The organism is Blastococcus sp. SYSU D00813 (genome assembly GCF_054050735.1).
In genome coordinates this window covers 1-20,781 of record NZ_JBJGZX010000031.1, presented here as the reverse complement: position 1 = coordinate 20,781, position 20,781 = coordinate 1, and the positions used below count along the sequence as shown (strand labels likewise).

Here is a 20,781-nt window from a genome sequence, read left to right as displayed (position 1 = left end):
GCGGCAACTCGTTGCCGCGAGTTGCCGGGGCCCGCCGACCTGCATGGCAACTCGTGGCAACCGGTCGCCGGGGGCCCCCGCCGGGACGAGGGTCCCTGCGGGCGTCACCCGGGCGCCGGCCGGACCAGGGAGCTGCCCGTGAAGGACCTCGACGTCGCCGCCGTCGTCACCGGTGGGGCCTCCGGCCTCGGCGAGGCCACCGTCCGGGCGCTGGCCGCCCGCGGGACGGCGGTCACCGTCGCCGACCTCGACGAGGCCCGCGGGAGCGCGCTCGCCGCCGAGCTCGGCGGCGCCACCACGTTCGTCCGCACCGACGTCACCGACGAGGAGTCGGTGCGGGCCGCGGTCGAGGAGGCCACCGGCAAGGGGCGGCCGCTGCGCATCGCGGTCAACTCGGCCGGCATCGCGAGCGCCGAGGGCACGCTGCACCCGGACGGCTCCCCGCACGGCCTCGACCTGTGGACCCGGACGCTCGCGGTCAACCTGACCGGCACCTTCAACGTGCTGCGGCTGGCCTCGGCGGCGATGGCCGCCACCGAGCCGGGGGCGGACGGCGAGCGCGGGATCGTCCTCAACGTCGCCTCGATCGCGGCTTACGACGGGTCGATGGGCCAGCTCGCCTACGCAGCGTCCAAGGGCGGCGTCACCGCGCTGACCCTCCCGGCCGCGCGCGACCTCGCCGGGGTCGGCGTGCGCGTCTGCACGATCGCGCCCGGCCTGGTCGAGACGCCGATCATGGGCGACGCCCCGTCGGAGGCCGTGCAGCACCTGGCGCGGAACATCCTCTTCCCGCACCGGATCGGCCGCGCCGCGGAGTTCGCCCACCTGGCGCTGGCGGTCATCGAGAACACCTACCTGAACGGCGAGGTGATCCGCCTCGACGGCGGGTCCCGCATGCCGCCGCGCTGAACCACTCCCCAGGAGCGCTCCGATGGCGGACTCCCCGCACCCCTCCCGTCCCCCGCTGACCCAGGAGCGCTTCGCCCAGCCGCCCACCGAGGTGCGGCCGCTGTACCGCTGGTGGCTGCCGCTGGCGTACACCGACGACCACGTGCTGCGCGAGCAGCTCCGGCAGCTGGCCGACGCCGGCGCCGGGGGCGTCGAGGTCGCGCCGTTCGTGGTGGCCGGCGCCGGGCACCAGGACAACGCCTTCCTCGCCGAGTACGGCTGGGGCACCCCACGGTGGGCACGCAGGCTGGAGGTGATCACCGCGACGGCCGCCGAGCTCGGGCTGGCCGTCGACCTGAACCTCGGGCCGCACTACCCGCCCACGGTGCCGACGCTGAACAGCTTCAACCAGCCCGAGGCCGAGCAGCAGCTGCTGTTCGGCTGGGAGACGGTCGCGCCGGGGACCACCCGCACCGGCCCCCTCCCGGCGCCCACCGTGGAACCGCCGTCCGTCGCCACCGAGCTGTGCGCGCCCGCGTCGCCCGGCGACAGCACCCTGGTGGTGCGGACCGTCGGCGGGTTCGCCGCGGGCGACACGGTGACCGTCGGCGAGGGGCCCGGCGCCGAGCGGGTCACGGTCACCGGGCTCGGCGACCGCACCGTGGAGCCCACCGAGCTGGCCGTCTCCCCCCTCGCCTCTGCCCACTCCCCCGGCGAGCCGGTGGTCGACGTCGCCCGCACGACCCGGGTCCGCACGCTGGTCGCCCGGCGCGCCGCGCCTCCCCCCGCGGACGGCGACGGGCCGGTGGTCCTCGACCCCGCCTCGGTGCAGGACGTCACCGACCGGGTCGTGGACGGCGCGCTCGAGCACCAGTTCCCCGGGGACGACGGCCTGCCCTGGGTGGTGATCGACGTGCTGCACACCGCCTCGGGTCTCGTCGCCCAGCGCAACGGCTTCACCGCCACGCAGCCCAACTACGTGGTCGACCACTGGAGCGAGGCCGGCGTCCGCATCCAGTTGGACTTCTGGGACGCGCACGTGCTCACCGAGGCGGTGCGGGCGGACCTGCGCCGGATCGGGCGCGGCGCCGTCTTCGAGGACTCCCTCGAGCTCGGCGAGACGCAGAAGTGGACCTGGGACCTGCTCGAGCAGTTCACCGCACGGCGTGGCTACGACCCCACGCCGCTCCTCCCGGCCCTGCTCGGGACCGGGATCCACGGCACCGCGCTGCCCGCGTTCGAGCTGCCCGGCGTCGGCCCCCGGGTGCGGGAGGACTACCGGCGGACCCTCAGCGACCTCTACGTCGAGCGTTACGTGACGCCGATGCAGGCCTGGGCGGAGGGCCACGGCCTGCAGTTCCGCGCGCAGGTCTACGGCCCGCCCCTGGCCTCGGGCGTCGCCGCGGCCGCGGCCGGCATCCCCGAGGGCGAGTCGCTGGACTTCGGCAGCCCCAACCCGTTCGGCGCCGAGCAGGACCACCGGGTCCTCGCCGCCGGCGCCCATCTCGGCGGCCGGCCCGTCGTGTCCGCGGAACTCGCCGCGAACTTCTTCGGCGCCTACCGGTCGACCGTGGCCGGCCCCAACGTCCCGGGCGGCTGGGCCGAGGGCGGGGACGGGTCGGGCCCGGGCGGCAAGTACGCGCAGGGCCTGCTCGACAGCGTGCACAAGGCGTTCGCCGGCGGGGTCAACCAGGTGGTGTGGCACGGGTTCCCCTACCGCGACGCACCGGAGGCCGAGGAGGGCTCGAACGGCCGCGGCGGCTCCTGGCCGGGCTACCACCCGTGGGACATCTTCGGCGTCCTCAACGCCGGGGAGTACTTCGGCCCCCGGCTGCCCAGCTGGCCGGACAAGCGGGGCGTGAACGACCACCTGGCGCGCACCCAGCTGGTGCTGCGCCAGGGGCGGGCCGTCGTGGACCTCGGGGTCTGGTACGAGGACCTCGGGCTGGCCGGGCAGGCCGTCAGCGACCAGCAGGAGCCGCGGCACATGCTCGGCACCGACTCGGCGACCTCCTGCGCCGGCTACACCTACGAGTACGTGGCGCCGGCCTTCCTGCACGGCGCGCTGGTGGACGCCGACGGCGGGCTCTTCGCCGACCGCTCGGCCCACCGCGCGCTCGTGCTCAACGAGCAGCGGACGGTCTCCCTGCGCGACGTCGAGCAGCTGCTGTCGCTGGCCGGGCAGGGGCTGCGGGTCTTCCTCGTCGGAGAGCCACCCAGCGGCAGCACCGGCCTCGAGGCCGGAGACCCCGACGGCGCCCGGCTGCGCGCCGTCGTCGCGGAGCTGCTCGACCGGCCGACGGTCACGTGGGTCGCCACCGAGGCCGGGCTCCCCGCCGCGCTCGCGGCCGCCGGCATCCGGCCGCGGGTGTGCCCCCACGAGCCGACGCCGGTGCTCGGCCTGCTCCGCAGAGAGGCCGACGGGGTCACCTACGACTTCGTCTACAACCGGTCGGCCGGGGTGTACGAGGGGGAGCTGACCCTGATCGGGGACGGCGTCCCGTACCTCCTGGACACCTGGACCGGGCGGATCACGCCCGCCGGGCGGTACGTGCGTGACGGCGACCGGGTGACGCTGCCCGTGCGGATCGCCCCGTACGGCACGGTGGTCGTCGCCCTGGCCGGCGAGGCGGCCGGGTTCGGTCCGCCTCCGGAGGTCCACGCCGTGGCCGCCGACGCCGAGATCCTCGTGGACGACGCCGGCCGGCTGGTCGCCCGCCACGACCGGGACGGCACCTGGGTGGTCGAGCTCGCCGACGGCCGACGGGTCCGCGTCGAGGTGGCCGGCCTCGCGCCGCCGCGCCGCCTCACCGACTGGACGCTCCAGGCCCAGAGCTGGACGCCCGGCGACGAGCAGTGGACCAGCCGGAAGACCGATGTCGACCCGTTCCCGCTCACGGCCGGCGACGACGGGCGGCTGCCCTCCTGGCGGGAGATCGCCGACCCGGTCGACCTGACCACGGCCTCGGGCATCGGCACCTACACGGCCCGGTGCGACCTGCCGGCCGCCTGGCAGGACGACGACGGGGCGTACCTCGACCTGGGCGACGTCGTGGACACGGTGCAGGTGTGGGTCAACGGCACCCCGGTGACCGTCGACCAGTCCGACCGCGGCCGGATCGACCTCGGCCGGCTGCTCGTGCCGGGCGCGAACACGCTCACGGTCCGTGTCGCGACCACCATGTTCAACGCCGTCCGCGCCACCGGGAACGGCAACTACTCGACCCCCGGCTGGCAGCGGACCGGCCTCATCGGCCCGGTTGTGGTGTCGCCGTACCGCGACACGCGGATCGGCCAGCGGTTCCTCCACTCCGGCGTCAGGCGGACGCCCCCCAGCGCGGGGTGACCGCCTCGTAGGGACCGCCGCGGGGACGTCCTCAGAACTCCCGGCGGCGTGCCACGGACCGGTGGTCGCGCAGCAGCGTGCGCGGCACCTCCGCCACGAGCTCGTCCACCGTCCACGCGGCGCCGTCCTTGTGGATCCGGCTGACGTGCTCGGGCTCGGAGTACAACGCGACGGTGCCGCCGGCGGTGACCGAGAAGACCGCCCCGCTGACCTCGGCAGCGTGCTCGGAGGCCAGGTAGGCGAGGAAGGTGAGGTCCTCAGCGGGCCCGTGGGCCTGCTCGGACTCGCGCATGCGGTCGGAGGCCATCATCGCGGCTGAACGCTCCTCGCCGAGCATCGTCTTCAGCGTCGCCTTGAAGCCCAGGTGCCCCGGAGAGGCCGCCTGGGGGCAGTACGCGTTGACGGTGATCCCGTGCTCGGCCAGTTCCTTGGCCGTGGACTTCGTCAGCGCCACGACTGCGGCGTTCGCCGCGCTGTACGGACCCAGCGAGGCGATGCCGGTCCAGGCGTCCGACGCGGCGTTGAGGATCCGCCCGGACCCCTGCCGGATCATGTGCGGCACCGCGTGCCGCATGCAGTGGAAGGTGCCGTCGACCTTGGCGGCGAACTGGTACCGCCAGTCGTCGGGGGTGACGTCGGCGAACGGCCCGAAACCGAGGCCGGCCGCGTTGTTCACGAGGACGTCGATGCGCCCGAAGCCGTCGACCGCCGTCCGGATGACCTCGGCGGCCTGGCCCGGGTCGGAGACGTCGCCGTAGCAGGCCAGGGCCTCGCCGCCCTCCGCGACGATGGCCGCGGCCGTGGAGTCCGCGTCGCCGACCAGTTCGGCCGCCTCGGTCGCCAGCTCACCGTCCAGCTCCGGGGCCGCGCCACCGAGCGCGGACGCCCGGAACTCCACACGGGTCGACCCGCCGCGGGGCCGCAGGTCGTTCGTGACCACCCGGGCGCCTTCGCGGGCCAGCAGCACGGCGATGCCTCGCCCGACCCCCTGTCCCGAGCCGGTGACGACGGCGACCTTCCCTGCGAGCTGCCCGGACACTGGTGGTTCCTCTCGTGCCGTTGTGGTGGTCGCGGGCGACCGTGCGGTCCGCTCCCTGTGGAGCTGACCCCGCGGTTCCGGCGACCGGGACGTCCCCGCCCGTCGGCCGACCCTCGACCGAGCGGACCATCCCGGCAACGGCTTGCCGGTTGTTGCCGCGCCGCCTGACGGGGCTCGACGACGCCCCGGCCCCGCCACCGCGTGTCAGCTGTCCGAGCGGGTCCGGTCCCGGCGGGAGGTGACCGGCTCGGCCAGCCGCTGCTCGTCCACCACGCGCTGCAACCGGGCGATCGTCTCGTCCAGCCCCGGCCCCAGCGGCCGGCCCGGCGCGAAGGTCGCGGGCAGGTGGCGCATGCCGTTGTTCATGCCGATCGTCTCGTAGTGGACCGTCCCGGCCGGGTCGCACACGTAGTCCGGCATCCGGTCCAGGACCGCCTTCAGCATGGTCTTGTACGTGGCCCGCGCGACGTTGGACCCGATGCAGCGGTGCACGCCCAGGCCGAAGCTGGCGTGCCGGTTGCCCTTGCGGTCGAGCTTGATCTCGTGCGGGTCCTCGAACACCGAGGCGTCCCGGTTGGCCATGGCGAACGACAGCCACAGCCGCTCCCCCTCGCGGAACTGCACGCCGTCGATCTCGGCGTCCTGCGCGATGGTCCGGCCGTCGCCCTGCAGCGGGCTGAAGAACCGCAGGAACTCCTCGGTGGCGGTGTCCCGCAGCTCGTCCCACTCGCGGATGAGCCGCTCGCGCTGGTCCGGGTGCTGCGACAACCACTCCAGCGACTTGCCCGTGAGCGCCGTCGTGGTGTCGAAGCCGCCGCCGATGAGCAGCAGGACCGCCGAGAGCACCTCGAGGTCGTCGGGGCTGTGCCCGCCGATGTCGGCGGTGATCAGGGCGTCGACCAGACCGGGCCGCGGGTTCGCCCGGATCTCGCCGATGCGGCCGAACAGGGAGATCCCCATCTGCATGGTGATCTCCTGGACCCGGGCCATGTCCGGGTCGTCGGGATGCGTGTACACCTGCGCGTGGATGGGCTCGGCGTAGAGGACCCAGTCGGTCAGCGGCAGGCCCAGCATGGCCATGGTCAGCACCGCGGGGACGATGTTCGCCAGGTCGTCGACGAGGTCGATCCGCCCGCTCTCGATGCGCTCGTCGAGGCAGGCGCGGGTGATCTCGTCGAGCACCGGCTGCCAGCGGGCGACCGCCGCCGGGGACAGGTACGGGTTGAGCGCGTTGCGGTAGTAGCGCTGCTCGGGGGGGTCCATCTCCAGGAAGCCGGCGATGGTCTCGTGCCCCTCGCGGGGGGACGGCGGGATCTGCACGCCCCAGTAGCCGCGCCGCTCGCCCTTGATGTCGTTGTCGTTGGACAGCACGTCGGACCGCCGGGCGACGTCCATGAGCTCCTGGTTGCCGCTGACGAACCAGTAGCCGCCGTGCGTGTCGTTCCAGGCGATCGGCTTGGTGGCGTGGAACTCCTCGGCCAGCCGGACGAAGTCGGTGCGGTAGACCGGGCCGTGCCGGTCCAGCTCGATGCGGGGCGCCCGCTCGCGTGCGGTGCGTGCCTGGTCGGTGTCCACGGCCGGCCTCCAGAGTCGGTCGTACGGCGTCGGGTCTTCCCGTCGTTGAGTCAGCTGTCTTAGTCTAGTCACGACTGTGACACGGTGCACAGATCCACGACGGAGGTTTCGAGTTCATGACAGCGACGGCGACACCCACGATCGATACGGCGCCCGCACTGCTCATCGGGGAGGAGCGCCTCGCGGAGGCCTCCGGCGGCACGTACGACCACGTCTTCCCGGGTACGGGCGAGGTCAACGCGACCATCCCGATGGCCGGCCCGGAGGAGATCGACCGGGCGGTGCGCGCCGCGGCCGCGGCGCAGCGCGAGTGGGCGGCGCTACCGGTCGACCGGCGTCGCGACCTGCTGATCGCGCTGGCCCGCGCGATCGACGCCGACACCGAGAACCTCGCCCGGCTCAACGTCCACGACTACGCCGTGCCGATCATGATGGCGCCCGGCCAGGTCGGGCTGCTGTCCCGGTTCTTCGACTACTACGCCGGCTGGGTCGACAAGGTGACCGGCCAGACCGCGCCGGTCATGGGCTCGCGCGACGTCAACATGATCACCCGCGAGCCGTACGGGGTCATCGGCGTGATCGTCCCGTGGAACGGACCGCTCGTCGGGATCGCGATGGCCGTCGCCCCGGCGCTGGCCGCGGGCAACGCCGTCGTCGTCAAGCCCCCGGAGCTCGCCCCGCTGGCGCCGATCCGCTTCGGCGAGATCTGCCGCGAGGTCGGCCTGCCGGCCGGGCTGGTGAACGTGGTCCCCGGCGGCCCGGAGGCCGGCGACGCGCTGGTCCGGCACCGCGGCATCGGCAAGCTGCACTTCACCGGCAGCGGCGCCACCGCGAAGAAGATCGCCGTCGCGGCCGCAGAGACGCTCAAGCCGCTGTCCTTCGAGCTCGGCGGCAAGTCGGCCAACGTCGTGTTCGCCGACGCCGACCTCGACCGCGCGGCGATGATCGCCGCCTTCATGGGCCCGGTCACCCAGTCCGGCCAGAGCTGCGCCTGCGGCAGCCGGATCCTCGTCGAGCGCAGCATCTACGCCGAGTTCCAGGAGCGCCTGGTCGCCGGCGTCGCGCACGTGCCCATCGGCGACCCGTTCGACCCGGGCACGGTCATGGGCCCGGTCGTGAGCGCGGCCGCCGCCGACCGCATCACCGGCACCATCGACGAGGCCGTCCGCACCGGCACCGGGCGCCTGCTCACCGGGGGCAGGCGACTCGGCGGCGACCTGGCCTCGGGCTACTACATCGAGCCCACCGTCTTCGCCGACGTCCCCAACACCAGCCCGCTGGCCCGCATCGAGACCTTCGGTCCCGTCGTGTCGGTCATGCCGTTCGACACCGAGGACGAGGCCGTCGCCCTGGCCAACGACTCGGACTTCGGGCTCGTCGCGTACGCGCACACGTCCGACTTCGAGCGCGCGCACCGCGTGGCCGGCCGGCTGGAGTCCGGCTCGGTGTGGATCAACGCCTTCAGCGACATCCAGCCCAGCGGCCCCTACGGCGGCTACAAGGAGAGCGGCTACGGCCGCCTCGGCGGCATCGAGGGCCTGCACGAGTTCTCCCAGGTGAAGAACACCCGGATCACCCTCGGGAACTGATGGAACGGCCCCCCTGCAGGGGCCCGCCGCGAGCTCGCGAGCGGTGGGTGGCAGGGGGGTCCTTCTTCAGATGCCCACCGCCCAGACGACGTCGGCGGCACCCGCCGACTCGAGCGCGGCCAGGGTGCGCTCGGACGCCGGCGCCTGCAGGAACCCGACCAGCCCGTCGACCAGGCTCTCCAGCTCCAGCGCGAAGGGCAGGACCGGCGCACCCTCCGCGCGGGCGCGCTCGCGGTCGGCGGCCGTGTGCACCACGAGGTTGCTCGCCCGGGAGATGCGGTGGCCGCGCAGCGGGTCGGCGAGGTGCGGCAGCAGCGAGCGCAGGTGCTCGAAGTAGGCGCGCGAGTTGCCCGCGTAGGGCTCCGGCAGCCCCTCGAAGACGTCGGAGCGCCCGTACTGGTGCAGCACGGTGAGGAAGCCGGCGTAGTGGCTGCCGTCGAGCTCGCTCTGCTCCAGCATCGCGCGGGCCTGGCACTCCACCCACGCGCGGAGGTCGCCGGGCGGGGCCTGCTCGATGAGCATCGCCCGCCGCGCGTGCAACCGCGGGAGCCGGTACTCGAAGATCGCGCGGACCAGCTGGTCCTTGGAACCGAAGTGGTACTGGACGGCGCTGTTGTTCGCGTTGCCGGCCGCCACCCCGATCTGCCGCAGGGAGACGCCGTCCAGCCCGTGCCGGGCGAACAGCCGCTCCCCCACCCGGACCAGCTGCTCCTGCGTCGAGGGGACCACTCCTGTCATGCGGGCATGGAACCACGCTGGACACCGTCAAGACAGATGCCTTAGGTTTCGCACGAGTTGCGCGGATCACATTCGACGAGACGAGGGCCGATGACCACCACCACTGCCGACGACGTCTACCGCGAGGTCATGACGGTCGACCCGCCCGCAACGGCCGATCCCGCCGACCGGGCGCGCCGTGAGTCGCTCTTCGGCGACCTGTGGTCCTCGCCGGCCCTGGGACGGCGCGAGCGGCGGTGGGTGACGCTGGTCTGCGTCGGCTTCGACACCGACCAGCAGGCCATGGACGACCACGTCTACGCGGCCCTGAACAGCGGCGACGTCTCGCTCGAGGAGATGCTCGAGTTCATCCTCCACTTCGCCGTGTACTGCGGCTGGCCCAAGGCCTCTCGCGTCGAGGGCGTCGTCCGCGAGCAGTGGGCCCGCATCCGGCAGGAGCGCGGCGAGGAGGTCGTCGACTGGCCGCTGCTGGCCAACGAGACCCTCGGCGAGAACGACTGGGAGAAGCGGCTCCAGCGCGGCGAGCAGGAGTTCCGCGACGTCAACCTGGTCCCGGCGCCGGCCCGGAACACGCCCTACCAGCAGGCGGGGATCCTCAACTTCGTCTTCGGCCACCTGTGGCAGCGCCCCGGGCTGTCCCGCCGTGACCGGCGGTTCATCACGGTGCCGTGCGTGGGCGTCTCCGAGGCCCCCATGCCGATCCTGAGCCACGCCGGCTCCGCGGTGCACTCCGGCGACGTCTCCCCGGCGGAGATGGACGAGATCGTCCGCCACTTCACCGCCTACGCCGGCCCGGTCAAGGGCGAGCAGCTGCGCAGGGCCGTCGAGGACGACCTGCTCGGCCAGATGCTCGCCGCCGGCCGCTGATCCCTCCGCAGGACCCCTACCCCGCACCGACGACCCGACGGGTGGACCCCGTCGGGAGAGGAGAACCGCCATGCCCGGACTCGAAGGACGCGTCGCCTTCATCACCGGAGCCGCCCGCGGCCAGGGGCGCGCGCACGCCGTCCGCCTGGCCCAGGAGGGCTGCGACATCATCGCGGTCGACATCTGCGCCGACATCCCGACGATGACCTACCCCAACGCCTCCGAGGCCGACCTGGCCGAGACCGTCCGCCTGGTCGAGAAGGAGGACCGGCGGATCGTCGCCCGCAAGGCCGACGTCCGCGACTATTCCGGGCTCAAGGCCGCCTTCGACGAGGGGCTCGCCGAGTTCGGGCGGGTCGACATCGTCGTCGCCAACGCCGGCATCATCCGGCTCGGTGACGAGGAGGACCTGCTCGCCGAGTGGCAGGACGTCATCGACACGAACCTCACCGGCGTCTACCACGCGATCCGCGTGGCGCTGCCCGCCATGCGCGAGGCCGGCCGCGGCGGCTCGATCGTGATCACCAGCTCGACCGCGGGGCTCAAGTCCTCCCCCGCCGACCAGGCCAGCGGCCTGGCCTACATGGCGTCCAAGCGCGGGCTCGTCGGGCTCGCGCAGTCGCTCGCTGGCCACCTCGCGCCCGAGTGGATCCGCGTGAACACCATCCACCCCACCGGCGTGATGAGCGGCATGACCATGAACGAGGCCATGGCCAAGCAGTTCGAGCAGGCCGCGGCCAGCGGGGACAACATGATCGCGGGCATGCAGAACGCGCTGCCGATCGAGATGCTGCAGCCGGAGGACATCGCCAACGCCGTGGCGTTCCTCGTCTCCGACCAGGCGAAGTTCATCACCGGCATCGCCTGGCCGCTCGACGCCGGGTTCACGGTCCGATGACCGTGGCGGGAGCTGCCGCGTCCGGCCGCGTGGCCGGCAAGCGGGTCCTGGTCACCGGCGCCGCCCGCGGGATGGGCCGCAGCCACGCCCTGCGGCTGGCGGAGGAGGGTGCGGACGTCGTCCTCGTCGACCTCTGCCGCCCCGTGCCGGAGCTGGAGTACCCACTGGCGACCGAGGACGACCTGGCCGAGACCGCCCGGCTGGTCGGCGAGCTCGGCCGCCGGGCCGTGCCGAAGGTCGTCGACGTCCGCGACGCGGCCGCCCTCAAGGCGGCCGTCGACGAGGGGGTCGAGGAGCTGGGCGGCCTGGACGCGTCGGTGGCCAACGCCGGCGTCATCACGGCCGGCACCTGGGACACGACCACGCCGGAGGACTGGCGCGCCGTCCTTGACGTCAACCTCATCGGCACCTGGAACACCTGCGCCGCCGCGATCCCGCACCTCATCGCGGCGGGCGGGGGCAGCCTGGTGAACATCAGCTCCGCCGCGGGGATCAAGGGCAGCCCGCTGACGACGCCCTACACCGCGTCCAAGCACGGCGTCGTGGGGCTGAGCCTGGCGCTGGCCAACGAGCTCGCGGTGCACAGCATCCGGGTCAACACGGTGCACCCGACCGGCGTGGCGACCGGCATGGCCCCGATGTCGCTGTTCGGCCTGCTCACCGAGGGCCGGACCGACCTCGGCCCGATCTACGAGAACGCGCTCCCCGTGCCGATGGTGGAGGCGCGCGACATCAGCAACGCCGTCCTGCACCTGGTGTCCGACGACGCCCGGTACGTGACCGGCACGCAGCTGAAGGTGGACGCGGGCGTCACCATCCGCTGAGCGGCACGACGACGGCGCCACCGGCGGGGAGGTCCCGCCGGTGGCGCCGTCTCGTCGTACCGGACGCCGGTCAGGCCGGGTCGGCCGCCAGGGCGCCGAGCTCGCACCAGACGTGCGACACCGCCGCCGGGCGCAGCGCGTAGGAGAGGGTGCGCCCTCGCCGCCGCGCGTCGATCAACCCGGCGTCGGCGAGGATCCGCGCGTGGTAGTTGACCGCCGGCTTCGACAGCCCGAGCGTGCGCCGGATGGCGGCGACCTCCACCTCGTCCCGCCCGACGAGCAGGCACAGCAGGTGGCGCCGGACCGGGTGCGCCATGGCGCTGAGCGCGTCCGGCACGGTGGCCGGGCGCCCGACGGGCAGGGACCGGGTGGGCGGTGCGGTCATCAGCCGATGCGGTTCACGAAGCCGGCGTCGACCGGGAGGTTCGTGCCCGTGATGTAGCGGCCCTCGTCGGAGCACAGGAACGCCACGGCGTTGCTCACGTCGGCCGGCTCGATCATGTCGACCGGCAGGGCGTTGCGCAGGTGCACGCCCTTGTCGACCTGGGTCGCGAGGAACGCCTGCATCGCCTCGTTGGTGGCCATGAGGGTGTTCACCGCCGTCGGGTGGACCACGTTGACGCGGATGCTCTGGTCGGCGAGGTCGTTGGCCAGGCCGCGCATGATGCCGACGACGCCGTGCTTGGCGACGCCGTAGGCGCCACCGCCCATGCCGCGCAGCCCCGCGGTGGAGCCGGTGAGCACGATGGCCCCGCCCCGGCCGCCGGCGACGATGTGCGGGATCGCCACCTGGGTGGTGTTCCAGACGCCGGTGAGGTTGACCCCGATCCCCTCGTCCCAGGCCTGCTGCTCCTCCTCCGGGGTGGTGAGCCGGAACAGGCCGGGGCTGATGCCGGCGTTGGCCACCACGAAGTCGAGCCGGCCGAACTGCGCCACGCCCTCGTCGACGACCGCCTGCAGGGCCGCCCGGTCGCGGGTGTCGGCGACCCGGGCGACGATCCGCCGGTCCAGCGCCTCGACCTGCCGGACGGTCTCGGCGAGGTCCTCCTCCGTCGCCATCGGGTAGGCCACGGTGGCGAAGTCGGCGCACACGTCGACGCCGATGACGTCGGCGCCCTCCTGCGCGAGGCGGACGGCGTGGCTGCGGCCCTGGCCGCGGCCGATGCCGGTGATGAAGGCGACCCTGCCCTCGAGTCGTGCCACGGGGACCTCCTGGGTGGGGCGGCCGCTCCGGGCGGCCGCGCTGGTGGACGGGCCGGGGCGGCACGGCGGCGCCCTCCCACGGCCCGGACCCGGCGCCCGCCAGTGGGAGCGGGCGCCGGGCGTCTGGGGGCCTGCTGCTCAGCCGTCGACCGGCTCGCCGCAGAACGGGTCGGCGCCCTCGACCGGCACGAAGGCGTCGCCCTCGAGGGTCAGGTAGTAGGAGCACTGCTCGTCGTAGTCGACCGTCGTCTGCGGGATCGGGCGGGGGTAGAGGCCGCCGGCGTCCCAGGCGTCGTCGCCCTGCAGGGCGGCGATGACCTCCTCGCGCGTGGCGTCGCAACCGGCCTGCTCCAGGCCGTGCAGGAGGAGGTCGGCGCCGAACCAGCCCTGGCTCTCGTAGAAGCCCGGGATCCCCGACTCGTTGTCGGTGTACTCGGTCAGCGCCCGGCTGAGCTCCTGGGTCGCCGGGGTGTCGAGCTCGACGGGGGTGAACGACGTGCCGAAGGTGACGCCCTGCCCGGCCTGGACCGCGGGCTCCGACTGGAGGAGGTCGGCCCCGTACCCGGTCGGCGAGTAGAAGATCTCGACCGGGTAGTCGGCCTGCTTGAGGCCGCCGACGATCGCCAGGGACGTGTCGAAGTTCAGCGTCGTGTACACCGCGTCGGCGCCGGAGTCGATGATGCCCAGCACGATGGCCCCGACGTCGGTGCTGCCGAAGGGCACGCTGTCGTTGACGTAGGCGCGCTCCAGGCCGGCGGCCTCCATCGACTGCAGGCCGTTCTCGAGCCCGGCCTGCGAGCTCGGGCTGTTGACGGCGATCCCGGCGACCTTCGTGGCGCCCTGGCTCTTGAAGAACTCGCCTGCCTGGTCGTAGACCACCTCGTAGTTCGGCACGGGTGCGCTGTTGAACAGGTTGTCGTCCGTGGCGCTCCACTCCTGGGCGCCGTCCCAGGCGCCTCCGAAGACGGGGGTGTCGGCGGCCTGCGTGGTCATGTACGGCGCCGCGCCGTAGAAGAAGGCGCTCACGGTGATCACGCCGAAGACGTCGTCCTGCTCGACGAGCTTCTGCACCCCCGACAGCGCGCCCTGCGCACTCGTGGTGTCGTCGGCCTCGACGATCTCGAAGTCGAGGTCGCCGGCGCAGCCCTCCCCCGCGTCCTCGTACGCAGCGAAGCGGGCCTCGGCCCCGCGGACCGAGTCCTGCGCCGCGGCGGCCCCGGGCCCGCTCAGCGAGGTGAGCAGGCCGACCGGGATGGTGCCCGACGCCCCCTCCCCGCCGCCGGTGCCGCCGCCGGTGCCGCCGCCCTCCTCGTCGTCGCTGCCGCACGCCGACACCACGAGGGCGACCGCACACGCCGTGCTCACGATCGCCATGCCCCTGCTGCGCATACCCACTCCAGGTCCGGTCGAGGATCCGGCCGGGTCGGACGCGTCCCGGTCGGCGGTCACCGCGAGGTGCGGGCAGCCGTGGGACGCAGGCGCGACAAGACGCATGCACCCGTCGTAAGACAGCTGCCTTCCAAGCGGTCAGGACGCTAGCGCGTGACCTGCACCACGATCAAGACCCCTGTCTTAACCCTGTCCCGTCCTCGCCATCGGTGGCGGGCCCGGGACGGCGGTCACCCCGTCGCGGGACGCCCCCTGCGCGCGGTGACCGGCTCGGCGAGCCCCTGCTCGTCGATGACCCGCTGCAGCCCGGCGATCGTCTCCGCCACGCCGGGCCCGAGCCGCTTCCCGGGCGTGAAGGTGGCCGGCAGGAAGCGCATGCCGTTGATCACCTGGGTGGTCTCGTAGTGCACCGTGCCGGCCGGGTCGCAGACGTAGTCCGGCATCCGGTCCAGCACGGCCTTCAGCATCGTCTTGAACGTCGCCCGCGCGACGTTGGAGCCGATGCACCGGTGGATGCCGAGGCCGAAGCTGGAGTGCCGGTTGCCGGTGCGGTCCAGCCTGATCGAGTTCGCGTCCTCGAACACGGTCTCGTCGCGGTTGGCCATGGCCCAGGAGATCCACAGCCGGTCGCCCGCGCGGAGCAGGGCGCCGTCGATCTCCTCGTCCCTGGTCACCGTGCGCCCGTCGCCCTGGGCCGGGGTGTAGAAGCGCAGGAACTCCTCGGTCGCGCTGTCGCGCAGCGTCTCCCACTCGCGGATCAACCGCTCGCGCTGGTCGGGGTGCTCGCCGAGCCACTCGAGGGCGTGCGCTGTGAGCGCCGTGGTGGTGTCGAAGCCGCCGCCGATGAGCAGGCCCACCACACCGACGACCTCGAGGTCGTCGGCCCGCTGGCCGTCACCGAGGTCGGCGTCGATCACGGCCTGCAGCAGGCCGGGCCGCGGGTCGGTCCGTGCGCGCTGGATGTGCTCGAACGTGCGCATGCCCATCTGCACGTTCAGCTCCTGGACCCGGGGCCAGTCCGGGGAGTCGATCGGCGTGTAGACGGCCGCGTGCGACGGCTCGTTGTAGACCTCCCAGTCCTCGAGCGGCAGGCCGAGCAGACCCATGGTCAGCACCGCCGGGACGACGTTGGCCAGGTCCTCGACGAAGTCCATCGAGCCGGACTCGATCCTCTCGTCGATCGCGGCGCGGGTGATCTCGTCCATCACCGGCTGCCAGCGGGCGACGGCCGCCGGGGAGAGGTAGGCGTTGAGGGCGTTGCGGTGGTACCGCTGCCGCGGCGGGTCCATCTCCAGGAAGCCACCGATGACGCCGCCGCGGGCGGCCGGGTTCATGGCGGGGATGCCGATCCCGCCGTAGCGGATCGCGTCGTTGGACAGGACGTCGGCGCGACGGGCGACGTCGAAGACCTCCTGTGCGCCGTTGACGAACCAGTAGCCGCCGTGGGTGTCGTTCCAGGCGATCCGGGGGCCGGCGTGCAGCTTCCGCGCCCACTCCTCGAAGTGCAGCCGCAGGTCGGGGCTGTACCGGTTCAGCTCGATCCGCCGGGCCGCCTTGTCCTCCTCGGGCGTCCGGGCCGCCGGCTGCGTCGTCCGTTCGTCGACGCTCACCGCACGGCCCCGGCCGGCTCGTCGCTCAGGACCAGGATGGCCTGCTCGGGGCAGGAACGGACGGCCTCCCGCGCGCGCTCCTCCGCCCCGGCGGGGACCTCCTCGGAGATCGCGGAGGCGTGCCCGTCCTCCTCGCTCAGCACGAACAGGTCGGGCGCCGACATGGCGCACAGCGTGTGCCCCTGGCAGATCTCACCGTCGACCCGGATCCTCATGCGGCGGACTCCTCCGCTCGGGGCCACGACCTGCCCACCCGCGCCGGTCGCGACCTGAGACGTGGATCACACCGGGTGGCCGCTGGCGAGCGTAGCGACGGGCACAAGGGGGACACGGCGGCGCGACGCTGGCAATGATGAGCATTCACTCATTAGGCTGCGTCCCGTGGCATCTCCCCCCAGCGCGCCGCCCCGGGTCCGGGCAGCCCGCCTCTCCCCCGACGAGCGCCGCGCGGCCCTGCTGGACGGCGTCATCCCCCTCCTCCAGGCGCACGGGCGCGCCATCTCGACGCGTCAGATCGCCGAGGCCTGCGGGGTCGCCGAGGGCACGATCTTCCGGGCGTTCGGCACCAAGGAGGCGCTGATCGAGGCCGCCATCGAGCGGTACTTCGAGCCGCAGCGCTTCGCCGAGGCCCTGGCCGCGGTGCCCCGCACCCTGCCGGTCGAGGAGAAGCTGCGCGCCGTCCTCCTGGCCGTGCAGGACCGCCTCCGCGGCGTCGTCGGCATCCTGGCCGCCGTCGGGGACCAGCCGGGCCCGGAGATCACCGTCGACCGCGAGGACCGCCGGTGGCTGGAGCCCCTCGCCGACCTGCTGGCACCCGACGCCGACCGGCTCTCGGTGCCCGCCGAGACGGTGGGCCAGTTCCTGCTGCTGGTCGCCCTGGGCACCACCCTGCCGCACCTCGCCGGCACGTTCGCCGGCCTGACCGCCGACGACCTCGTCCGGCTCGTCACGCACGGGGTGCTGACCGGCGAGGGCGGGGCCTGACGTGCTGATCGCGCTCCTGCGCCGGTTCCTGCGCCCCTCCCGCGGCCTGCTCGCCGGGGTCGTCGCCTTCCAGGCGGTCCAGGCGGTGGCCAACCTGTACCTGCCGAGCATCAACGCCGACATCATCGACGACGGCGTCGTCCCGGGGGACATCGGCCGGGTGCTCACCCTCGGCGGCGTGATGCTCGGCGTCACCGTGCTGCAGATCGCCGCGGCGGTGGCGGCCACGTGGTTCGGCGCCCGGACGGCGATGCTGCTCGGCCGCGACGTCCGGCTGGCGCTGTTCCGCCGCGTCGGGTCGTTCTCCAGCCGCGAGATGGCGACCTTCGGGGCGCCGTCGCTGATCACCCGCTCGACCAACGACGTCCAGCAGGTGCAGATGCTCGTGCTGATGGCCTGCACGATGCTCGTGCCGACCCCGATCCTGGCGATCGGCGGCGTGGTCTTCGCCGTCCGCGAGGACCCGGGCCTGTCCTGGGTGATCGCCGTCGCGGTCCCGGTGATGCTCGCCGCCGTCCTGCTGGTCACCTCGCGCATGCGGCCGCACTTCGAGCGGCTCCAGGTGCGGATCGACACCGTCAACCGGGTGCTGCGCGAGCAGCTGACCGGCATCCGGGTGATCCGGGCCTTCGTCCGTGAGCCGCAGGAGACCGCGCGCTTCGCCGAGGCCAACGCCGCGGTGACCGACTCGGCGCTGCGCGCCGGGCGGCTGTTCGCCGGCATCTTCCCGCTGGTCACGCTCGTCCTGAACGTCACCAGCGTCGCCGTGGTGTGGTTCGGCGCGGCCCGCGTACAGGACGGCGACCTGCAGGTCGGCTCGCTGATCGCCTTCCTGAGCTACCTGGTGCAGATCCTGACCGCGGTCATGCTGGCCTCGCTGCTGGCGCTGATGCTCCCCCGGGCCGCCGTCTCCGCCGGCCGGATCACCGAGGTGCTCGACACCGAGCCGACCGTCCTGCCGCCGGCGAGCCCGATCGTCCCGGCCGAGCCGACCGGCACCGTCGAGCTGCGCGGCGCGACCTTCGCCTACCCGGGCGCCGAGCGGCCCGTGCTCCGCGACGTCTCCTTCACCGCGGAGCCGGGGCGGACGACGGCCATCGTGGGCAGCACCGGCGCGGGGAAGACGACGCTGGTCGGGCTGGTCCCCCGGCTGGTCGACGTGACCGCGGGCGCGGTCCTGGTCGACGGCGTCGACGTCCGCGACCTCGCCCCGGTCCACCTGTGGTCGCGGGTCGGGCTGGTGGAGCAGAAGGCGTTCCTGTTCAGCGGGACGGTGGCCTCCAACCTGCGCTACGGCCGGCCCGACGCCCCGGACGAGGACCTGTGGGCGGCGCTCGAGATCGCGCAGGCGGCGGACTTCGTCCGGGCGCTGCCGGAACAGCTGGAGGCGCCGGTGACCCAGGGCGGCACGAACCTCTCCGGCGGGCAGCGCCAGCGGCTCAGCATCGCCCGGGCGCTGGTGGCCCGGCCGCAGGTGTACCTGTTCGACGACGCCTTCTCCGCCCTCGACACCGCCACCGACGCCCGGCTACGGGCGGCGCTGGCCCGCGAGGTCGCCGGCGCGACGGTGGTCGTGGTCGCCCAGCGGATCGCGACCATCGTCGACGCCGACCTGATCGTCGTCCTGGACGACGGCGGCGTGGTCGGCCGCGGCACCCACGCCGAGCTGCTGGAGACCTGCCCCGAGTACGCCGAGATCGTGACCAGCCAGGCCCTGCCCGAGGAGCAGCCGGCATGAGCGCACCCCGACCCGCGCCCGCGGCCGCCCGGCCGGCACCCGGCGGCCGGCCCGGCGGCGGACCGTTCGGCTCCGGTGCCCCGGTGGAGAAGCCCAAGGCGTTCCTCCCCTCGGCCCGGCGGCTGCTCGGCCGGCTGCGGCCGGAGCGGCTGTGGGTGGCGCTCGTGCTCACCCTCGCCGTGGGCAGCGTCGTCCTCATGGTCATCGGACCCAAGGTGCTCGGCCGGGCCACCGACATCGTGTTCCAGGGCGCCCTCACCCGGGACCTGCCGGCGGGGATCGGCAAGGAGGAGGCGATCGCCGCTCTGGAGGCCCGCGGGGAGGAGACCACCGCCGACCTGCTCCGGCCGGTCGACTTCCGTCCCGGCGACGGGATCGACACCGGCGCGCTGGCGCGCGTGCTGCTGCTGGTCCTGGCGATCTACGTGACCGCCTCCCTGCTGTCCCTGGCCCAGGCCCACGTGCTCAACGGGGTCACCCAGCGGACGGTCTCCCGGCTGCGGGCCGACGCCGAGGCGAAGATCCACCGGCTGCCGCTGAGCTACTTCGACCGGCGGCCGCGGGGCGAGCTGCTGAGCCGGGTCACCAACGACATCGACAACGTCTCCCAGGCCCTGCAGCAGACGATCAACCAGGCCGTCACGTCGGTGCTGACCGTGGTCGGCATCGTCGCGGTCATGTTCGTCATCTCGCCGCTGCTCGCGGTGGTCGCCCTGGTGGCGGTGCCGCTGAGCCTGCTCGCCGCCCGGCTGGTCGCGCGGCGGTCGCAGCCGATGTTCCGCGAGCAGTGGCAGCGCACCGGCTCGCTCAACGGGCAGATCGAGGAGGCGTTCAGCGGGCACTCCCTCGTCAAGGTCTTCGGCCGGCAGGAGGAGGTCGAGGCGCGGTTCACCGCGGAGAACGAGCGGCTGTTCCGCGCCGGCTTCGGCGCCCAGTTCGTCAGCGGGATCCTCATGCCGGTGACCATGTTCCTGGGCAACCTCGTCTACGTCGGCATCGCCGTCGTCGGCGGGCTGCTGATGCTCAACGGGTCGCTGTCGCTGGGCGACCTGCAGGCGTTCATCCAGTACTCCCGGCAGTACACCCAGCCGCTGAGCCAGCTCGGCTCGATCGCCGCGGTGGCGCAGTCCGGGGTGGCCAGCGCCGAACGGGTCTTCGACCTGCTCGACGCCGAGGAGGAGTCGGCCGAGCCGGTGGGCCCGCCGTCGTCCGGCCCGACCCGCGGGCGGCTGGAGTTCGAGTCGGTGTCGTTCGGCTACTCACCGGGGGAGCCGCTGATCCGGGACCTCTCGCTGGCCGTCGAGCCGGGCCAGACGGTCGCGATCGTGGGCCCGACCGGTGCCGGCAAGACCACGCTGGTGAACCTGATCGAGCGGTTCTACGAGCTCGACGGCGGCCGGATCACCCTCGACGGCGTCGACGTCGCCATGATGAGCCGGGCCGACCTGCGCTCGCGGATGGGCATGGTCCTGCAGGACACCTGGCTGTTCTCCGGCACGATCCGCGACAACATCGCCTACGGCCGGCCCGGCGCCACCGACGAGGAGGTCCGGGACGCCGCGCGGGCGGCGCTGGTCGACCACTTCGTGCACACGCTGCCCGACGGCTACGACACGCTGATCGGTGACGACGGCGGCGCGCTCAGCGTCGGCCAGAAGCAGCTGATCACCATCGCCCGGGCGTTCCTCGCCCGCCCCGCCGTCCTCATCCTCGACGAGGCCACCAGCTCGGTCGACACCCGCACCGAGCTGCTGGTGCAGCGGGCGATGAGCGCGCTGCGCGAGGGCCGCACCAGCTTCGTGATCGCCCACCGGCTGTCGACCATCCGCGACGCCGACCTGATCCTGGTCATGGAGGCCGGCGCGATCGTGGAGCAGGGCACGCACGAGGAGCTCCTGGCGCGGGGCGGGGCCTACGCCCGCCTGCACGAGGCGCAGTTCGCCGGCCCTCCCGTGGACCCGGACGCGGCGGAGGTCCAGCCCACCCCCGCCGGCTGAACGGAGTGGGGGGGGGGGGGGGGGGGGGGGGGGGGGGGGGGGGGGGGCCGGGGGGGGGGGGGGGGGGGGGGGGGGGGGGGGGGGGGGGGGGGGCGG

At 73.6% G+C, this 20,781-nt stretch carries 17 protein-coding genes; 9 read left to right on the top strand and 8 right to left on the bottom strand.

What is annotated here, in order from left to right; genetic code table 11:
- Positions 1 to 138: 138 nt before the first annotated feature.
- Positions 139 to 909, top strand: coding sequence for an SDR family NAD(P)-dependent oxidoreductase (locus ACI8AX_RS18120; protein ID WP_456551242.1), 771 nt, complete (start codon positions 139 to 141; stop codon positions 907 to 909).
- 22 nt (positions 910 to 931) lie between these two features.
- The gene (locus ACI8AX_RS18115; RefSeq protein WP_456551241.1) at positions 932 to 4,234 is read left to right on the top strand and encodes a glycosyl hydrolase; all 3,303 of its coding nucleotides are present in this window, start codon (positions 932 to 934) and stop codon (positions 4,232 to 4,234) included.
- Between the two features lie 31 nt (positions 4,235 to 4,265).
- Here ACI8AX_RS18115 and ACI8AX_RS18110 read toward each other — a convergent pair whose 3' ends face one another.
- On the bottom strand, positions 4,266 to 5,273 hold the full coding sequence (locus ACI8AX_RS18110) for an SDR family NAD(P)-dependent oxidoreductase (protein WP_456551240.1): 1,008 nt from the start codon (positions 5,271 to 5,273) through the stop codon (positions 4,266 to 4,268).
- Positions 5,274 to 5,477: 204 nt separating this feature from the next.
- Positions 5,478 to 6,848: a cytochrome P450 gene (locus ACI8AX_RS18105; RefSeq protein ID WP_456551239.1), complete on the bottom strand. Its 1,371-nt coding sequence runs from the start codon at positions 6,846 to 6,848 to the stop codon at positions 5,478 to 5,480.
- Positions 6,849 to 6,964: 116 nt separating this feature from the next.
- Here ACI8AX_RS18105 and ACI8AX_RS18100 point away from each other — a divergent pair, with 116 nt between their 5' ends.
- Positions 6,965 to 8,437, top strand: a complete 1,473-nt coding sequence (locus ACI8AX_RS18100) for an aldehyde dehydrogenase family protein (RefSeq protein WP_456551238.1) — start codon at positions 6,965 to 6,967, stop codon at positions 8,435 to 8,437.
- A 66-nt stretch (positions 8,438 to 8,503) separates the two neighbouring features.
- Here ACI8AX_RS18100 and ACI8AX_RS18095 read toward each other — a convergent pair whose 3' ends face one another.
- Positions 8,504 to 9,175 carry a TetR/AcrR family transcriptional regulator gene (locus tag ACI8AX_RS18095; protein WP_456551237.1) on the bottom strand — a complete coding sequence of 224 codons (672 nt, stop codon included), beginning with the start codon at positions 9,173 to 9,175 and terminating at the stop codon, positions 8,504 to 8,506.
- A gap of 90 nt (positions 9,176 to 9,265) precedes the next feature.
- Between ACI8AX_RS18095 and ACI8AX_RS18090 the strand changes: the two genes are divergently transcribed.
- The 3 genes from ACI8AX_RS18090 (at position 9,266) to ACI8AX_RS18080 (ending at position 11,764) form a co-directional block, all read left to right on the top strand.
- A complete protein-coding gene (locus ACI8AX_RS18090) occupies positions 9,266 to 10,042 on the top strand; it encodes a carboxymuconolactone decarboxylase family protein (RefSeq protein ID WP_456551236.1) in 777 nt (258 codons plus the stop codon).
- Between the two features lie 70 nt (positions 10,043 to 10,112).
- Positions 10,113 to 10,940: a mycofactocin-coupled SDR family oxidoreductase gene (locus ACI8AX_RS18085; RefSeq protein WP_456551235.1), complete on the top strand. Its 828-nt coding sequence runs from the start codon at positions 10,113 to 10,115 to the stop codon at positions 10,938 to 10,940.
- Between the two features lie 2 nt (positions 10,941 to 10,942).
- Entirely contained in the window at positions 10,943 to 11,764 is an 822-nt protein-coding gene (locus ACI8AX_RS18080; RefSeq protein ID WP_456551234.1) for a mycofactocin-coupled SDR family oxidoreductase, read from the top strand.
- 70 nt (positions 11,765 to 11,834) lie between these two features.
- Here ACI8AX_RS18080 and ACI8AX_RS18075 read toward each other — a convergent pair whose 3' ends face one another.
- The 5 genes from ACI8AX_RS18075 to ACI8AX_RS18055 form a co-directional block, all read right to left on the bottom strand.
- Positions 11,835 to 12,149: an ArsR/SmtB family transcription factor gene (locus ACI8AX_RS18075; RefSeq protein ID WP_456551233.1), complete on the bottom strand. Its 315-nt coding sequence runs from the start codon at positions 12,147 to 12,149 to the stop codon at positions 11,835 to 11,837.
- Entirely contained in the window at positions 12,149 to 12,967 is an 819-nt protein-coding gene (locus tag ACI8AX_RS18070; protein ID WP_456551232.1) for a mycofactocin-coupled SDR family oxidoreductase, read from the bottom strand. Before ACI8AX_RS18070 ends, ACI8AX_RS18075 begins: the two co-directional genes overlap by 1 nt.
- A gap of 138 nt (positions 12,968 to 13,105) precedes the next feature.
- The gene (locus tag ACI8AX_RS18065) at positions 13,106 to 14,341 is read right to left on the bottom strand and encodes an ABC transporter substrate-binding protein (protein WP_456551231.1); all 1,236 of its coding nucleotides are present in this window, start codon (positions 14,339 to 14,341) and stop codon (positions 13,106 to 13,108) included.
- Positions 14,342 to 14,586: 245 nt separating this feature from the next.
- The gene (locus ACI8AX_RS18060; RefSeq protein WP_456551230.1) at positions 14,587 to 15,966 is read right to left on the bottom strand and encodes a cytochrome P450; all 1,380 of its coding nucleotides are present in this window, start codon (positions 15,964 to 15,966) and stop codon (positions 14,587 to 14,589) included.
- Positions 15,963 to 16,181 (bottom strand): ferredoxin, encoded by a 219-nt coding sequence (locus ACI8AX_RS18055; RefSeq protein WP_456551229.1) that lies wholly within the window; start codon positions 16,179 to 16,181, stop codon positions 15,963 to 15,965. Before ACI8AX_RS18055 ends, ACI8AX_RS18060 begins: the two co-directional genes overlap by 4 nt.
- Before the next feature lie 166 nt (positions 16,182 to 16,347).
- On the opposite strand from ACI8AX_RS18055, the gene ACI8AX_RS18050 reads away from it, so the two are divergent.
- The 3 genes from ACI8AX_RS18050 to ACI8AX_RS18040 are packed head-to-tail and all read left to right on the top strand — an operon-like array spanning position 16,348 to position 20,685.
- Complete coding sequence (locus ACI8AX_RS18050) at positions 16,348 to 16,950, top strand: TetR/AcrR family transcriptional regulator (RefSeq protein WP_456551228.1); 603 nt, start codon at positions 16,348 to 16,350, stop codon at positions 16,948 to 16,950.
- 1 nt (position 16,951) lies between these two features.
- Positions 16,952 to 18,688, top strand: coding sequence for an ABC transporter ATP-binding protein (locus tag ACI8AX_RS18045; RefSeq protein WP_456551227.1), 1,737 nt, complete (start codon positions 16,952 to 16,954; stop codon positions 18,686 to 18,688).
- Positions 18,685 to 20,685: an ABC transporter ATP-binding protein gene (locus ACI8AX_RS18040; RefSeq protein ID WP_456551226.1), complete on the top strand. Its 2,001-nt coding sequence runs from the start codon at positions 18,685 to 18,687 to the stop codon at positions 20,683 to 20,685. Before ACI8AX_RS18045 ends, ACI8AX_RS18040 begins: the two co-directional genes overlap by 4 nt.
- Positions 20,686 to 20,781 lie beyond the last annotated feature (96 nt).

What these genes read in the sequence shown, in the direction of transcription:
- ACI8AX_RS18115 (WP_456551241.1), top strand. Translation starts at nt 932, where the DNA reads ATGGCGGACTCCCCGCACCCCTCCCGTCCCCCGCTGACCCAGGAGCGC.
- ACI8AX_RS18100 (WP_456551238.1), top strand. Translation starts at nt 6,965, where the DNA reads ATGACAGCGACGGCGACACCCACGATCGATACGGCGCCCGCACTGCTC.
- ACI8AX_RS18095 (WP_456551237.1), bottom strand. Translation starts at nt 9,175, where the DNA reads ATGACAGGAGTGGTCCCCTCGACGCAGGAGCAGCTGGTCCGGGTGGGG.
- ACI8AX_RS18090 (WP_456551236.1), top strand. Translation starts at nt 9,266, where the DNA reads ATGACCACCACCACTGCCGACGACGTCTACCGCGAGGTCATGACGGTC.
- ACI8AX_RS18085 (WP_456551235.1), top strand. Translation starts at nt 10,113, where the DNA reads ATGCCCGGACTCGAAGGACGCGTCGCCTTCATCACCGGAGCCGCCCGC.
- ACI8AX_RS18075 (WP_456551233.1), bottom strand. Translation starts at nt 12,149, where the DNA reads ATGACCGCACCGCCCACCCGGTCCCTGCCCGTCGGGCGCCCGGCCACC.
- ACI8AX_RS18065 (WP_456551231.1), bottom strand. Translation starts at nt 14,341, where the DNA reads ATGGCGATCGTGAGCACGGCGTGTGCGGTCGCCCTCGTGGTGTCGGCG.
- ACI8AX_RS18055 (WP_456551229.1), bottom strand. Translation starts at nt 16,181, where the DNA reads ATGAGGATCCGGGTCGACGGTGAGATCTGCCAGGGGCACACGCTGTGC.
- ACI8AX_RS18040 (WP_456551226.1), top strand. Translation starts at nt 18,685, where the DNA reads ATGAGCGCACCCCGACCCGCGCCCGCGGCCGCCCGGCCGGCACCCGGC.